The sequence below is a fragment of the Streptomyces sp. Ac-502 genome (genome assembly GCF_045222935.1).
GTDB classification, from domain to species: domain Bacteria; phylum Actinomycetota; class Actinomycetes; order Streptomycetales; family Streptomycetaceae; genus Streptomyces; species Streptomyces monomycini.
On record NZ_JBHFFO010000001.1, the window covers coordinates 3,132,694 to 3,145,890 of the forward strand.

The following is a 13,197-nucleotide window of genomic DNA, read 5'->3' on the forward strand; positions in this document are numbered from 1 at the left end:
TGTGCCTGCCGTGCGGTCAGCCGGCGTCGCCGTCGCGCAGCACCGTCTCCGGCACCAGCACCGACACCAGCGCGCCGCTGACCGGGTCGACGGTCAGGCCGCGGCCCGGCGTCGGGCGGCCGCGCAGCAGGTCGTACGGCACCCGTACGCCCAGGATGTCCCCCTCGCTCGGCGACTGCGGCGACAGCAGCACGCCCTTGCGCACCCGCCGTACGAGGCCGAGCCAGCCGATGCCCACCGAGGTCAGCGTCTCGGCGGTGGCGGCGGCGACCAGGCCGATGCCGCGGTCCCGGCCGGTGGTGGCGACCTCGCGCAGCGCCGCGTCGGCCGCGGGCAGCTGGGCGAGCAGGTCGGCGTCGTCGACCAGGACCACGGCGGGCCCCGGCTCGGCGTTGAGCGCCGCGGTCACCTCGTCGGCCAGCGGGTCCGGGTCCTGGATGACCACGGCGCGCGGGTGCCGGGCCAGGCCCCGCAGCGGCGATTCGCGCGGGGTGAGCGCGACCACCCGGGTGCCGCCGGCCAGCAGGGACACCGCGAGCGTGGTGAGCGCGGTGGACCGGCCACTGCCGGGCGGGCCGCTGACGAGGAAGGACGGCGCGTCGGCCGCGAAGTCCACGCCGATGGCGCCGAGTTCGTCGCCGCCGACACCGAGCAGGCCCCACAGCGGGCGCCGGTCGGCGGCCGGGACCTTCTCGTACGCGTCGGTGAAGGACACCTGACGCGGCAGGCTGAGCACGCGCGCGGGGCGGCGTGCGGCGGGCACGTCGCGGTCGCGCTGTTCGGCCCGTTCACCGATCCGCTTCAGCGCCTCGGCCTGGTCGCGGCCGGTGACCGGTCCTTCGGTCCGCTCGCCCAGCAGCGCGACCTGTACCTCGGTGGCGCTGCCGCCGCGCCAGCCGCGGCCCTGCGGGACGACGGCCGGCACCTGCTTGGGCGGGATGCCCGCCAGGCTGTACTCGTTGCGGTCGGTCAGCCGCAGCAGCAGCCGCTCGTCGTTGAGCGAGGCGACCTTGCCGGTCATCAGCGCGCGTTCGGACGTGGCGATGACGTGCAGGCCCATCGGCGCGCCCTCGCGGATCAGCGAGGTCAGCTCCTGGACCGGGCGGCCGCCGTCGTGGTCGCCGAGCAGGGCGGCCAGCGAGTCCCAGCCGTCGATCAGGACGACGACGTGGGCGGGGCGTTCGGCGGGCGGCAGGAAGGCGCGCAGCTCGGTGAGGTTGGCCGCGCCGTGCGAGGTGAGCAGTTCCTGGCGGGCGCTCATCTCGGCGGTCAGGCGGGACAGCAGGCGGCCCAGCCGTTCCAGGTCGGCGCGCGGTACGACGGCGCCGCAGTGCGGCAGCGCGGCCAGCGGTGACAGGGCGCCGCCGGCCGCGTCGATGCCGTACAGGTGCACGTCGGCGCTGGAGTGCCGCCGGGCCAGGGCACCGCCGATGGTGCGCAGGACCTGGGAGCGGCCGGAGCGCGGGGTGCCCAGGACGTACAGGTGCCCGAAGCGGGTGAGGTCCAGCTCCAGGGGCTCCTGGCGCTGGGCGCCCGGCAGGTCGGCCAGGCCCCAGACGACCGGCGCGAGACGCCCGTCGGCCGGGTCGGGCCGGTCGGGGAGTTCGGCCAGGCTTACGGCGTGCGGCAGGGCGGGCAGCCAAGGGCTGGGCTGCCGGTCGATCTCCAGCTCGGCGGCGGCCTGCTGGACCGCGTCGACCAGGGCCGTCAGGTCGGTGGGCGCGTCGCGGTCGTCCATCGCCTCCTGGATGGCGTCGAAGAGGTCCGCGGTCTCCTCGGCCGGTTCGGCGGCCGTACGGCCCAGCAGCGACCAGGTGAGTTCGCTGGTCCACACGTCGGCGTCGGACTGCGCTCCCTTCGCCGTGCTCTGCTCGGTGTCCGCGGCGTCCCCGGCGTCCTGGGACGTGGCCTGCGCGGCGTCGCGTACGGCGCCGACGAACGCGGTCTGGAACGGCAGCACCGAACGGTGCCCGATCCGGGCCAGGGCGCGGCCCGGGGTGTCGCTGGAGATGCTGACCGCGTCGTTGACCTCCAGGACGTCCTGGCTGTCGAGGGCGTCGGTGACGCGCAGCGAGATCCGCAGGTTGGTGTTGGCGCGGATGTCGGCGGTGACCACGCCGGCCGGACGCTGGGTGGCGAGCAGCAGGTGCAGGCCGAGCGAACGGCCGCGCTGGGCGATGCCGACCAGTCCGGGGACGAACTCGGGCACGTCGCGGGCGAGGGTGGCGAACTCGTCGATGATGAGCAGCAGCCTCGGCAGCGGCGCCATCGCGGGGTCGCGGCGGCGCATCGCGCGGTACTCGGTGTGGTCCTTGGCGCCCGCGTCGGCCAGGAGGCGTTCGCGGCGGGTCAGTTCGGCGGTCAGCGAGGTCAGGGCCCGCTCGACCAGGTGGCTGTCCAGGTCGGTGACCATGCCCAGCACGTGCGGCAGCCGCTCGCAGCCCGCGAAGGCACTGCCGCCCTTGTAGTCGACGAGCACGAACGTCATCTCGTCCGGCCGGTTGACCGCCGCCAGGGAGGCCACCAGCGTCTGGAGGAGTTCGGACTTGCCGGCGCCGGTGGTGCCCGCGATGAGGCCGTGCGGACCGTCCTTGACCAGGTCGAAGGTGACCGGGCCGGTGTAGCCGGCGCCCAGCAGGACGCCGGTGGAGGCCGGGCGCTTGGTCCAGCGGGCGGCCAGTTCGGCGGCCTGCGGCGGCTCCAGGCCGAGCAGGTCCAGCAGCTTGACGCGGTCCGGCAGGCCGTCGGAGCCGTCCGGGGTGACGTCGCGTACGGGGGCCAGGGCGCGGGCGATCCGCTCGCACCAGCCGGTGTCCACCAGGTCGGGGCGGATGCCGGTGAGGTCGGCGCTGCCGGTCCGGCGCAGCGTCACCTCGCGGGCGCCGACCGTGCAGACGGTGACGCACTCCTCGGGGAGCATCCGCTCCTCCTGGTCGAGGCAGATCAGGAAGACCCGTACGGACGGGCCCTCCTTGAGCACCTGCACCACACCGGGCACGTCACGCAGCCGCCGGGCGCCGTCCAGCACCACGACGAGGTCGGGCTCGGCGAGCAGCGCGCCGCCCATCGCGGTCTCCCGCGAACGGGCCCGGGAGCGGATCGCGGAGACCAGTTCGGAGACCCGGTTGGCGACCGTCTCCGGGTCGTTGCCGACGGTCACGGTGGGCCCGCCGGTGGGGGCGCGGCGATGCCGCCCTCGCCGGGGCGGGCGTGCGGCAGCCAGCGCACCCACTCCCAGGCGGGCGCGCCCGCCGCGTCGGTGAGCACGGTGATCCGTACGTCGCGGGGGCTGTGCAGGACCGCGGCCTGCGCCACCGTCCAGCGGGCCAGGGCACGGGCCGCGTCGGTCTCGCCGGAGATGCCGATGACGCCGTCCCCGCACAGGTCCACGCCGATCGGCATGTCGGGTATCTGCCAGTTCACCGAGCGGTGGTTGTCCTCGCGGGAGCTGTCCTCGATGGTCAGCAGCGACGCCTGGCGGACGGTGCCGACGCGCAGCAGCAGGTGGTCGGGGTGGCCGCGGCGGCGTTCCCACAGCCGGGCGCCGGGGCCGACGGCCCACATGCCGGCGGCGGCCGGGTCGGGCCCGGCGGCGACCCGCAGGCCGCGCTCGCGCTCGACCATGCCCTTGACGTCGTCCTCCAGCGAGGCGCGCCGGGCGCGGTAGTTGGCGACCGAGGTGAGGAAGTCGCGCCAGCCGCTGCGCCGGGAGCTGATGTAGTTGCCGATGGCGAGCACCGGGCTGAAGAACGCGAAGATCAGGTAGAAGTACGAGTGCAGGAAGACGACCATGCCGATGCCCATGAACATCGGCGCGATCACCACCAGCAGCGGGATGGTGCGCCGGGGCGGCGGCGAGGGCGGCGAGGGCAGCGTGAACCGCTCCGGCACCAGCGGCGGGACGATCCGCGGCGGCCGGTTGAAGTCCAGGTGGGCGCCGTCCTCGGAGGCCGTCACCGCGGCGTCCGCCTCGGTGGGCTCGGCGATCCGCAGCAGGTACTCGCCCAGCCGCAGCTCTCCGCCGAGCGGCCACTCCACCCAGCCCTCGGGGACCGGCAGGTGGGTGTCGGCGTACGGGTCGGGCAGTTCGGGCGGCGGCGGGGGCGGCAGCGGGGTCGCGTCGGCACGCGGCCGGGCGGGCGGCGGCTCGGGCACCGACAGGGCCACGTCGGTGCGGTGGCCGGGCGTCTGCCTGCCGCTGTGCGCCGCCGTGCGGTCGGCGGTCGGGCGGGCGGCGGCCGGACCGACGTCCAGCAGCACCGTGCCGTCCGGGCGGACGGTGACCCGGATGCCCGCGCCGGGCACGTCACGGCCTTGGAGCCGTACGGAACTGCCCGCCGCCGGGCCGATGGTGTGCGTACCGAGGTCCAGCGGCCAGACCCGCCCGGCGCCCCGGCCGCCGATCAGCTGGAGTTCCACGCGGGGCGCGCGCGGCAGCCGCTCGCCGTCGGCGGAGCGGGACGGAGGCGGCAGCTCGGTGCGGTCGGGACCGTAGCCGCCGTCCGGCTCGGGCGGTACGGGACCGCCGATGCCGATCGTCGCGCCGTCGCGGATGCCGGTGGCGGACACCGGCAGGTCGGCGGGGAGTTCACGGTCGCCGAGGAAGAGGGCGGGGGGCGTGTCGCCGGAGGCGTGGTCGCCGGCGAGACGCGCGGACAGGGCGCCGACGGTGGTCGTGCCCGGGGTGTGCAGAACCAGGTCGCGCCGCTCGGGGGCGGGCTGCGGGGAGCCGGGCCGGGCCGGAGCGGCCGGAGCGAGGGTGACGAAGAGTCTCACGGGGTACGAGGGGTCCGTTCCTGGGGATCGGCGGGGTCGGAGTCGGCGTCGGAGTCGGCGTCGGAGGCGCCGCGGGTGCCGGAGGCGGCGGACACCCCGGCCAGGCCGGGCGGCGCGGCGGCGGCCCGGGGCTCGGCCAGGTCCGGCTCCGCGAAGTCGGCGCCGGCGTCGGGGCCGGAGCCGCTGTCGGGGCCGCCAGTGGGCTGGGCGCCGGGGGCGTCCGGCCGCTGCGCGGGTACGGGTGCGGGCGCCGCCCCGGGAGCGGTGGCCGGAGCGGGGGCGCCCGGCTCGGGCTCGGCGAAGTCGGCGTCGAAAGCGGCGGTTTCGCGGGGGAACGTGCCCTGGTGGGCGGCGCCGCCTCCGTGGTCACCGTGCGCGGGCGGCGCGGCGGGCCAAGGGGCCGGGGCCGGCTGGGCGGCCGGAGCGGGCTGTGCCACCGGCGGAAGTACGGCCGTCTCTTCCCACACCGGCTCGGCGGGAGCCGGGGCGGGCGCGGGTGCGGGCTTGTGCAGGTCCGGCTGGGCGAAGCCCGGTTCGGGTACGGACCCGGCGGGGCCGACGTGACCGGCGCCCGGCCCCGTGCCCGTACCCGGATGTGTCCCCATGTTCATGTCCATGCCCGTACCGGCGCCCGGCAGGACGCAGTGCGGTGCGGGCTGCCTGCGCCGTACGGTGCGGGCCACGGCGCCGCCGAGCGCGGGCGACTCCACGTCCACCCGCGGCCCGGGGCCGAGCAGCCGCCCGTCCGGTTCGGCGTGCAGGACCCAGCAGGCGCCCGGCAGGCGCCCGCCGACGAGCGCGCGGGCACGTCCCCGTGCGCACAGGTCCGCCAGCCGTGCCGCCTGGTCGGCCGTGGGCGCCCAGCAGACGACCACCGGGACCGCCGTCGCGTCCGCGGTCCGCGGTGCCTGCTGCGTTCCGTGCTCCGGTCCCTGCGCCGGATCCGTCCACCGGTCCACGGACAGTTCGGTGAGGATCTCGTCCAGCGGGCGGCCCGGGAAGCGCGGGTGCACGCCGTGCGCCACCAGGACCGGCGGCCCGTCCGGCATCCGGTCCACCTGGGCCGTCAGCGCCTGGAGCACGCTGCGGGACACCCGCGGGTCGCCCTCGACGCCCAGCGCCGCGGGGCCGCGCAGCCAGTCGACGAGCACCACGCCCGACGACTTGCGGTCCACACCGAGGACGAGCGGCAGCCGTACGGCGCGACCGTGCGCCGCCGACGACCCCCGTACCGCGTCGGCGGGCGCCGACCAGGTCCACTCCCCCGGTTCGGCGGCCGCGTCGGTCCAGGGCAGAACCGGTCCTGCGGCACCGGCCGGGTCGCGGCCCGCGACGACGACGTGCACCCGGTCCCTGGCCTGCGCCAGCTGGACGGTCGGCGCGTAGCAGTCGTCGCCCGCGTCCGCGTCCGCGCGGTCGAGCGCCGCGCGGGACAGCTCGTACGCGGCCGGGTCGGCGAAGTACGCGGCCAGGGTCCGGGCGCAGCGCCGGTGCCGCAGATAGGCGCGGAGCGGCGCGGTGAAAGCCCGCGCGGTCATCCGGACCTCCCAGGCGACCCGGCGGCAGGCGCGGCGGAAGCCGCCCTGTTTGCGCACGGCCCGGGCGAGCAGCCAGATGAGCAGGATCAGGACGACGAGGAAGCCGATGAGGATCAGCCAGGAGGTGCGGTCCGGCATACCGAGGGCCAGCGGCACCGGGGACTGCGCCGGTGCCACGACGGCCGCCGTGCCCGGCGGCGCGATCCGGCCCGGGCCGCTCATCCGCGGTCCCGGGCGTCGGGCGCGGCGGCCCGCCGCAGGTGGTGCATCGCGTGGTGCAGCCGGGACTTGACCGTGCCGGGCGGTATGCCCAGCGCGTGCGCCGTGTCGGGTCCGGAACAGCCGAGCAGGTATGTGTACACCAGAACCTCTCGATGGGGGCGGGACAGTTGGGCGAGCAACCCGACGACGTGCGTCCGCTCCACGACGCGCGCGACCTCGTCCGCCGGGCCGGCCGTCTCCGGCGGCAGTCCGGTCGGCACCGCCGGCCGGGAGCTGTCGCGCCGGCTCCAGTCGATCACGACGTTGCGGGCGACCCGGAACAGCCACGGCAGACCGGGTTCCCACCCGGCTGCGCGCCGGGCGTCCCCCACACGGGAGAGGTCGCTCTCCAGCCAGGCACGCAGCAGCGTCTCCTGGACGACGTCCTCCGCGCGCTGTGGATCGGCGGGCAGCAGGCCGGTGACGTACCGTAACAGCGTCTGGCGGTACGACAGTACGAGGGCCGTGATGCGCTCCTCGGTGAGCGGCCTGGCGGGTGGCGGGGGGACCGGCGTGGGGCGTTCCGGCGCGGCGGCGGGGCCCCGGGCCGGTATCGCCGGTTCGGTCATCGCTGTGCTGCCTCAGGGGATTTCGGGTCGCCGGTCCGCGGGCCGACCGGGGCGGGTGGTTGCTACTACCACGGACCACACCCTAATCAGCCGTCGCGGACCGCGGCAAAGCGCCCCGGGCGGGGCCGGCGCCCGTCGCCGCTTCCAGCCACCCCTTGGTGGTACAAGATTGAACATCAGGTGCCAAAACCGGCAGCCGCTTCTGCCGGGACGGATACCGCCGGGTCGGATGCGGATGACGTCGCGGCAGACCCGGGTGCCGCTCGGTCAGATCCAGCCTTCGGTCGGATCCGGCCTCCGGTCGGTTCCGGCCTCCGGTCAGATCCAGCCTTCCAGCGATTTCATGAAGCCGTCGAAGTCGTCCCGGTGGATGGTGTGCCCGGCGCCCTCGACCGTCCGGACCTCGAAGCCGCGCTCCGCCACTCGCTCCTTGTCCGCCTCCGTGAACAGGAAACCCTCCCCGGCCACCTGCACCAGGGAGGGCACCACCGGCCGCTCCGGTATGCGCTCCTTGAGGTCACCGCCGGACAGGGCCAGCGCCGTGTCCGAGTCCCACGCCTCGATCGTCGCCATCTCGATCTCCACGTCGGCCTCCTCCCAGCGCGGGTTGAAGCCCCGGATCATCTGCCGGGTGGCGCGCTTGAACTCGACGAACAGCGCGGGGTCCATCGGCCGCTCGGTGTTGCCCAGGGTCCAGGCCGGGTCCGAGTAGACGGCGCGCCGCGGGCGCAGCCGCTCGGCCGCCAGCGACAGCGCCATCGCGCCGAGCGAGTGCCCGAGGGCCACCTCCACGCCCGCGGGCAGGGTCTCCACCAGGTCGTCGGCGAACAGCTCGTCGCTGTACGGGCCACGCGGGCTGGCGCCGTGGCCCCGCAGGTCGACGGCGATGACGCGGTAGCCGCGCCCGGCCAGCGCGGGCCCCACCCGGCGCCAGGTCCGGTGGTCCGACATGATGCCGTGGACCAGCACCGCGACCCGGTCGCCGGTACCCCACTCCTGGGTGTGCAGCTGCATGGAGAAGCCTTTCCGTTCCGTTCCGCGCCACGGTCGGGCGACGCGCCGGACCCTATTCTCACCTCATGAGCCATCCGCCTTTCGTGCCCGCCGACTTCGTCGTCCCCCGTGGACCGACCACCGACCGCTTCCGGCTGGAACCGCTCACTCCGGACCACAACGCCGCCGACCACGCCGCCTGGGCCACCAGCATCACGCACATCAGGGCGACCCCCGGCTACACCGGCCGCGGCTGGCCGCCCGAGGCCGGGATGACGCCCGAGGAGAACCTCGGCGACCTGCGGCGGCACGCCCGGGACTTCGAGCGGCGCACGGGTTTCACGTACTCCGTCATCGGGCTACCGGGCGGCGAGGTGATCGGGTGCGTGTACATCTATCCCGTACGGGACGAACATGGCGCTACCAGTACGGAACCGGGCGAGACGGCGCCCGGGATTCCGGACCGAGCCCCGGGTCCGGCCCCGGACGCGACGGTCCGCTCCTGGGTACGGGCCGACCGCGCCGACCTGGACCGGCCCCTGTACGAAGCGGTACGGGACTGGCTGGCCGCGGACTGGCCGTTCAGGACGGTCGCCTACGCGGCCCGATGACCGTCGTACCGCGCCCGTGATGCCCGTGATCTCCCGCTGGTGCCGCCCGGCTCACAGCCAGTCGGTCTCGGGGGTGGCCGCGGCCAGGGCACGTGCCGCCCCCGTACGGACCGGAACGCCGTGCGGTACGCACAGCGTGTCCACGCCGGGCAGCGCGGCCAGCCGCCGGAAGGACGCGACGGCCGCCGCCCGGTCGACGTTGAACGGACCGAGGACGACCCGGCCGTCCGGCCCCGTTCCCATGAGGTCGCCGGTGAACAGCACACCGGCGGCAGGCAGGTGCAGCGCCGTGCTGCCCGGCGTGTGACCGGGGACGTGGAGCACGTGGGCGGGCTCGGGCCAGTCGTCGAGGATGTCGCCGTCACGAAGTTCGACGTCCACCTGTACATGCTTCAGCGGCGGCGTGCCCGCCTCCGCCATGCCGGCCAGGGCCTGTTCGAGCAGCGGCGCCTCGGTGGCGGTGAGCGTCGGCGGCGGCTCGGGCGCCGTGCCGGTGACGGCCGGGACGTCCGCCGCGCCCGCCAGGACCCGGGCGCCGGTGGCGGCCACCAGGTCGGCGGCCGACCCCATGTGGTCGACGTGGGAATGGGTCAGCACGATCTGCCGCAGCGCGTCCGGCGTTCCGGCGAGACGGGTCACCGCCTCCAGGATCACCGGGGCTGAGCCCAGAACGCCGGTGTCGACGGCCGCGAAACCGCCGTCGGACAGCCGCACGAGGTGGACATGGCCCACCGGGAACGGCAGTTGCCAGACATCGGGGACGATCGGGACAGGGCCGGCAGAAACACGACCGGCATCGGGAGAAGCAGTCATGGTCCGGACGCTAGCGGGCGACCCTCACGAAGCCATCCACTTTGCGCCCAGGGCGGATTGAGCGGACGGCGAACCCCGCCGCCGCCCACAGACCTACCCCTGCTCCCGGAAGGCCGGCAGCGCGAAGACCCGCTCCTTGGCCGGCTCGTCCATGATCTCCACCAGGGGCAGTACCGCGTCCCACAGGTCCTGCTTCTCGACCTCCAGCACCATCGCGTCCAGCGCCGCGTCCGGCAGTGCCCCCGCCGTGTCCGCCACCACCTTGCGCGACTCCGGCGGCAACTCCGCGACCAGCGGCAGGAACTCCGCCCACAGACCGGTCGCGACGACCGCCCGGACGACCGCGCCGAGCACCTGGGCGTCGCGCAGCGACGGCAGGGCGGCGACCGCCCGCCGGTCCTCCTCGGACAGCAGGGCCACCAGCGGCAGCAGCGACTCCCACAGCCCCTGCTCGTGCGCGGTACGGACGAGCCCGTCCAGCCGTACGGGGTCCTGGCGGGCGGCGAGGGCGGCCACCCGGGCGCGCCGCTCCGGACCGGCCAGCCCGGCCACGGCCAGCGCCTCGGGCCACAGACCGTTGCCGGCCGCGGCCACCACCGAGGCCAGCCGCTCCTCCCCCATCAGTTCCAGGACGGCGTCCAGACGTTCCGGCAGGTCGATGAAGAACCCGACGCGCAGCACCACCTCATCGTCGATGAGCTGGAGGATCCGTTCCAGGGCCCCGTCGCGCAGGTGGCCGACGAAGCGTCCCATCGTCAGGTGGTCGCCGCGTTCGGCGAGGGCGACGGCGATACGGACCACGAGGTCCTCGTCCAGCCGGTCGACGATCCCGGCGATCCGGCGGGGGTCCAGGTGGCCGCAGGACTCGGCGGTGAAGGCGACCGGCAGCTTCTCGATGATGTCGGCGGCGCGGCCGGGGTCCAGCCGCCCGGCCACGGAGGCGGCCAGCCGCGGCCCGAGCGCCTTCTGCGAGATCGCGGCGGCGACACCGGCCGGTACGAGCTTGGTGGCGGCGGCGATCCGGTCGAGCATGTCCGGTACATCGTCGAAGAGCGTGTCGACGGTACGGGCGCGGAGTTGCCGTACGTCCTCGGCGGGCAGCCCGTGCAGGAACTCCAGCTGTTCCGGCAGGACATCGAGCAACTGGGCGATCTTCTGTGCCTCGGCGCGATTGCTGAGCGTGTCCATGGGGACCACCGTCCGGTCGGCTGGGTCAGCGGAACAGGATGCGGCGCACGGGGCCGCGGGCGAGGGCGGGCACCAGCTTCAGGGCCTCTTCGGCCGCGTCGTTGAGGCCCGCCGCGCGGCTCTCCTTACGGGCGCGCAACGCGCGCGTCAGCACGCCGAGTTCTTCGGGCGCGGCGGCGGCGAGGCCGGGCGGCGGCGGGGCGCCGAGTGCTTCGGTCAGGGCCCGGAACGCCTCGCTGTCCCCGCCCGCGCCGGTCCGTGCGTCGGTGCTCGAACCTGTACCCACCAGTCCTCCCGGGGTGCGGCTACGACGGCTGCCCAGCAGCGTCGTTCCCGGCTGACTTTTAGTCAATAGCGCGGACACGGCGGACCGCGCCGCTCCACGGGACGTCGCCCCCTTCGAGCGCGCTCCACGGCCTAGGCTCGCCGGTATGAGTCCTTCCATCGCCACCAACACCCACGTGGACCTCGACGGCCTGCTGGAGTTCGTACGTCCCCGGCACCGGGCGGTCCTGCTCACCCGGCGCTCCGACGGCACGCCCCAGGCATCGCCGCTGACCTGCGGCGTCGACGACTCCGGGCGGCTGGTGATGGCGACGTACCCGGAGCGCGCCAAGGTCCGCAACGCCCGCCGGGCGCCCTCGGTGAGCGTGCTCGTGCTCTCCGACGAGTGGAACGGCCCCTGGGTGCAGGTCGACGGCGAGGCGGAGGTCCTGGACGCGCCGGACTCGGTCGAGCCGCTGGTCGAGTACTACCGCAACGTCGCGGGCGAGCACCCGGACTGGCACGAGTACCGCGCCGCGATGATCACGCAGGGCAAGTCGCTGATCCGGGTGACGCCGCTGCGGTGGGGGCCGATCGCCACGGGCGGCTTCCCGCCCCGGCTCGTCGAAGAGGAGGACCGGTCCGAGGAGGACCGGGCCGAGGAGTCGAACTAGCCCTCACCGGCCGCCTCACCGCGTCCTGTAAGCACCCCCGTTGACGTTGAGCACCTGCCCCGTGATGTGCCGCGCCCCCTCGGACGCCAGGAACGCGACTGCCGCCGCGACGTCCCCCGGCCGCCCGGCCCGCCCCGTGGCGGTGGCGTCCACCAGCCAGGTACGCCGCTCGTCGGCGAGCCGGTCCCGGAAGAACTCGGTGTCCTCGATGTAGCCGGGCGAGACGACGTTGGCGGTGATGCCGCGCGGGCCGAGCTCCTTCGCCAGGTCGAGGTTCCAGGTGGTGAGTCCGGCCTTGGCCGCTCCGTACGCGCCGGAGCCCGAGCCCTGGTCGGCGGCGATCGAGCCGATGTGCACGACGGCGCCACCCTCGGCGAGCCAGCCCTCCAGGGCCTTGGTGGTCAGGGCCGCGGTGAGCAGATTCGCGTCCAGGTTGGCGCGGAAGGCCCGTGCGTACGAGGCCAGGTCGTCGCCCGGCGCGTCGTCGAAGTCGGTGTTGCCGCCGGCGTTGTTGACCAGGACGTCGATCCGCTCGGGCAGCTCGTCCAGGAGGCGGGCCAGCGCGGCGGGATCGGTGTGGTCGCAGACGACCGCGCGGGCGCCGGTCTCCTCGGCGGCCTTCTCCAGGGGCGCGGGACGGCGGCCGGTGACGGTGACCGCGTCGCCCTGGGCGGCGAAGTGGCGGGCGACGGCCAGGCCGATGCCGGTGGCGCCGCCGGTGACCAGGATGGTGCGTGACATAAGGTAGCTCCCGACGTCATACGTTGAGACCTAAATTTAGATCTGAATTTAGGTCTGAACATAACACTCGCAGGAGGGCCCATGGCAAGCGCGGACGCCCCGTACCCCGTCCAGGAGATCGCCGACGCCTGGGAACGCGAGCGCCCCGGCATGCCCGTCTCGTCCATCGGAATCGTCACACCCCTGTGGCAGCTGGCCAAGCTGCTGGGCGACGACCGGCGCCGGGTGCTGGCCCGCGCCGGCGTGGACACCGCCACCCTCGACCTGCTGAGCGTGCTGCGCCGCGCCGGCACCCCGTACACCCTCAGCACCCGCGAACTCGCCGCCCGCTCCATGGTGACGGCCGGCGCGATCTCCCAGCGCGTGGCCCGTGCCGAGCGCGAGGGCCTGGTCGTCCGCCGCCCGGGCGAGGGCCGCCCCCGCACGGTGTGGGTCGAGCTGACCCCGGCCGGACACACGCTCGTCGAAGAGACCGTGGACCGGGTGCTGCACCGCGAGACGGAGCTGGTCAGCGGCTTGAAGCCGGACCAGCAGGAGCAGCTGGCCGGCCTGCTGAAGCTGCTGCTCCAGGACGTCCAGACGCGCCTGGGCGACGACCGGATCACACAGGTCGGGGAATAACGCCCGCCCCGGCCCCGGCCCCCGCGCCGCCCCCACGCGGGCAGTCGTACGTCTCCCCCGGCGGCCGGTGAGCGACCCCTGTGGCGTTATTTCCACCATTGACACAGAAACGTTCGTGCTGGATGCTCCTGCGGCGTGAATCGCACTG

The 13,197-nt window shown here is 75.0% G+C and carries 12 protein-coding genes; 3 read left to right on the forward strand and 9 right to left on the reverse strand.

Annotated elements, in window-relative coordinates; genetic code table 11:
- Positions 1-16 precede the first annotated feature (16 nt).
- The 5 genes from ACEXOX_RS14095 to ACEXOX_RS14115 form a co-directional block, all read right to left on the reverse strand.
- Complete coding sequence (locus tag ACEXOX_RS14095) at positions 17-3,160, reverse strand: FtsK/SpoIIIE domain-containing protein (RefSeq protein WP_406520915.1); 3,144 nt, start codon at positions 3,158-3,160, stop codon at positions 17-19.
- Positions 3,157-4,776 (reverse strand): hypothetical protein, encoded by a 1,620-nt coding sequence (locus tag ACEXOX_RS14100; RefSeq protein ID WP_406520917.1) that lies wholly within the window; start codon positions 4,774-4,776, stop codon positions 3,157-3,159. The genes ACEXOX_RS14095 and ACEXOX_RS14100 overlap by 4 nt, the downstream gene beginning before the upstream one ends.
- Positions 4,773-6,536 carry a hypothetical protein gene (locus tag ACEXOX_RS14105; protein WP_406520919.1) on the reverse strand — a complete coding sequence of 588 codons (1,764 nt, stop codon included), beginning with the start codon at positions 6,534-6,536 and terminating at the stop codon, positions 4,773-4,775. Before ACEXOX_RS14105 ends, ACEXOX_RS14100 begins: the two co-directional genes overlap by 4 nt.
- On the reverse strand, positions 6,533-7,144 hold the full coding sequence (locus tag ACEXOX_RS14110) for a sigma-70 family RNA polymerase sigma factor (protein WP_406520921.1): 612 nt from the start codon (positions 7,142-7,144) through the stop codon (positions 6,533-6,535). The genes ACEXOX_RS14105 and ACEXOX_RS14110 overlap by 4 nt, the downstream gene beginning before the upstream one ends.
- A gap of 318 nt (positions 7,145-7,462) precedes the next feature.
- The gene (locus ACEXOX_RS14115) at positions 7,463-8,158 is read right to left on the reverse strand and encodes an alpha/beta fold hydrolase (RefSeq protein ID WP_030020956.1); all 696 of its coding nucleotides are present in this window, start codon (positions 8,156-8,158) and stop codon (positions 7,463-7,465) included.
- 65 nt (positions 8,159-8,223) lie between these two features.
- Here ACEXOX_RS14115 and ACEXOX_RS14120 point away from each other — a divergent pair, with 65 nt between their 5' ends.
- Positions 8,224-8,748, forward strand: coding sequence for a GNAT family N-acetyltransferase (locus ACEXOX_RS14120; RefSeq protein WP_406520923.1), 525 nt, complete (start codon positions 8,224-8,226; stop codon positions 8,746-8,748).
- A gap of 51 nt (positions 8,749-8,799) precedes the next feature.
- Here ACEXOX_RS14120 and ACEXOX_RS14125 read toward each other — a convergent pair whose 3' ends face one another.
- The 3 genes from ACEXOX_RS14125 to ACEXOX_RS14135 all read right to left on the reverse strand — a co-directional run bounded on the left by ACEXOX_RS14125 (position 8,800) and on the right by ACEXOX_RS14135 (position 11,035).
- The gene (locus tag ACEXOX_RS14125) at positions 8,800-9,561 is read right to left on the reverse strand and encodes an MBL fold metallo-hydrolase (RefSeq protein ID WP_406520924.1); all 762 of its coding nucleotides are present in this window, start codon (positions 9,559-9,561) and stop codon (positions 8,800-8,802) included.
- 93 nt (positions 9,562-9,654) lie between these two features.
- On the reverse strand, positions 9,655-10,749 hold the full coding sequence (locus tag ACEXOX_RS14130; protein ID WP_406520925.1) for a hypothetical protein: 1,095 nt from the start codon (positions 10,747-10,749) through the stop codon (positions 9,655-9,657).
- A 25-nt stretch (positions 10,750-10,774) separates the two neighbouring features.
- Positions 10,775-11,035: a hypothetical protein gene (locus tag ACEXOX_RS14135; protein WP_406520927.1), complete on the reverse strand. Its 261-nt coding sequence runs from the start codon at positions 11,033-11,035 to the stop codon at positions 10,775-10,777.
- A 145-nt stretch (positions 11,036-11,180) separates the two neighbouring features.
- Between ACEXOX_RS14135 and ACEXOX_RS14140 the strand changes: the two genes are divergently transcribed.
- Positions 11,181-11,687 carry a PPOX class F420-dependent oxidoreductase gene (locus ACEXOX_RS14140; RefSeq protein WP_406520929.1) on the forward strand — a complete coding sequence of 169 codons (507 nt, stop codon included), beginning with the start codon at positions 11,181-11,183 and terminating at the stop codon, positions 11,685-11,687.
- A gap of 15 nt (positions 11,688-11,702) precedes the next feature.
- Here the strand turns inward: ACEXOX_RS14140 and ACEXOX_RS14145 are convergent, their stop codons facing one another.
- On the reverse strand, positions 11,703-12,428 hold the full coding sequence (locus ACEXOX_RS14145) for an SDR family NAD(P)-dependent oxidoreductase (protein WP_406520931.1): 726 nt from the start codon (positions 12,426-12,428) through the stop codon (positions 11,703-11,705).
- A gap of 81 nt (positions 12,429-12,509) precedes the next feature.
- Between ACEXOX_RS14145 and ACEXOX_RS14150 the strand changes: the two genes are divergently transcribed.
- On the forward strand, positions 12,510-13,049 hold the full coding sequence (locus ACEXOX_RS14150) for a MarR family winged helix-turn-helix transcriptional regulator (RefSeq protein WP_406520933.1): 540 nt from the start codon (positions 12,510-12,512) through the stop codon (positions 13,047-13,049).
- Positions 13,050-13,197 lie beyond the last annotated feature (148 nt).

Excerpts from the sequence above, each read along its gene's own strand:
- ACEXOX_RS14120 (WP_406520923.1), top strand. The coding sequence starts at position 8,224 with ATGAGCCATCCGCCTTTCGTGCCCGCCGACTTCGTCGTCCCCCGTGGA.
- ACEXOX_RS14130 (WP_406520925.1), bottom strand. The coding sequence starts at position 10,749 with ATGGACACGCTCAGCAATCGCGCCGAGGCACAGAAGATCGCCCAGTTG.
- ACEXOX_RS14150 (WP_406520933.1), top strand. The coding sequence starts at position 12,510 with ATGGCAAGCGCGGACGCCCCGTACCCCGTCCAGGAGATCGCCGACGCC.
- ACEXOX_RS14115 (WP_030020956.1), bottom strand. The coding sequence starts at position 8,158 with ATGCAGCTGCACACCCAGGAGTGGGGTACCGGCGACCGGGTCGCGGTG.
- ACEXOX_RS14140 (WP_406520929.1), top strand. The coding sequence starts at position 11,181 with ATGAGTCCTTCCATCGCCACCAACACCCACGTGGACCTCGACGGCCTG.
- ACEXOX_RS14105 (WP_406520919.1), bottom strand. The coding sequence starts at position 6,536 with ATGAGCGGCCCGGGCCGGATCGCGCCGCCGGGCACGGCGGCCGTCGTG.
- ACEXOX_RS14110 (WP_406520921.1), bottom strand. The coding sequence starts at position 7,144 with ATGACCGAACCGGCGATACCGGCCCGGGGCCCCGCCGCCGCGCCGGAA.
- ACEXOX_RS14125 (WP_406520924.1), bottom strand. The coding sequence starts at position 9,561 with ATGACTGCTTCTCCCGATGCCGGTCGTGTTTCTGCCGGCCCTGTCCCG.
- ACEXOX_RS14145 (WP_406520931.1), bottom strand. The coding sequence starts at position 12,428 with ATGTCACGCACCATCCTGGTCACCGGCGGCGCCACCGGCATCGGCCTG.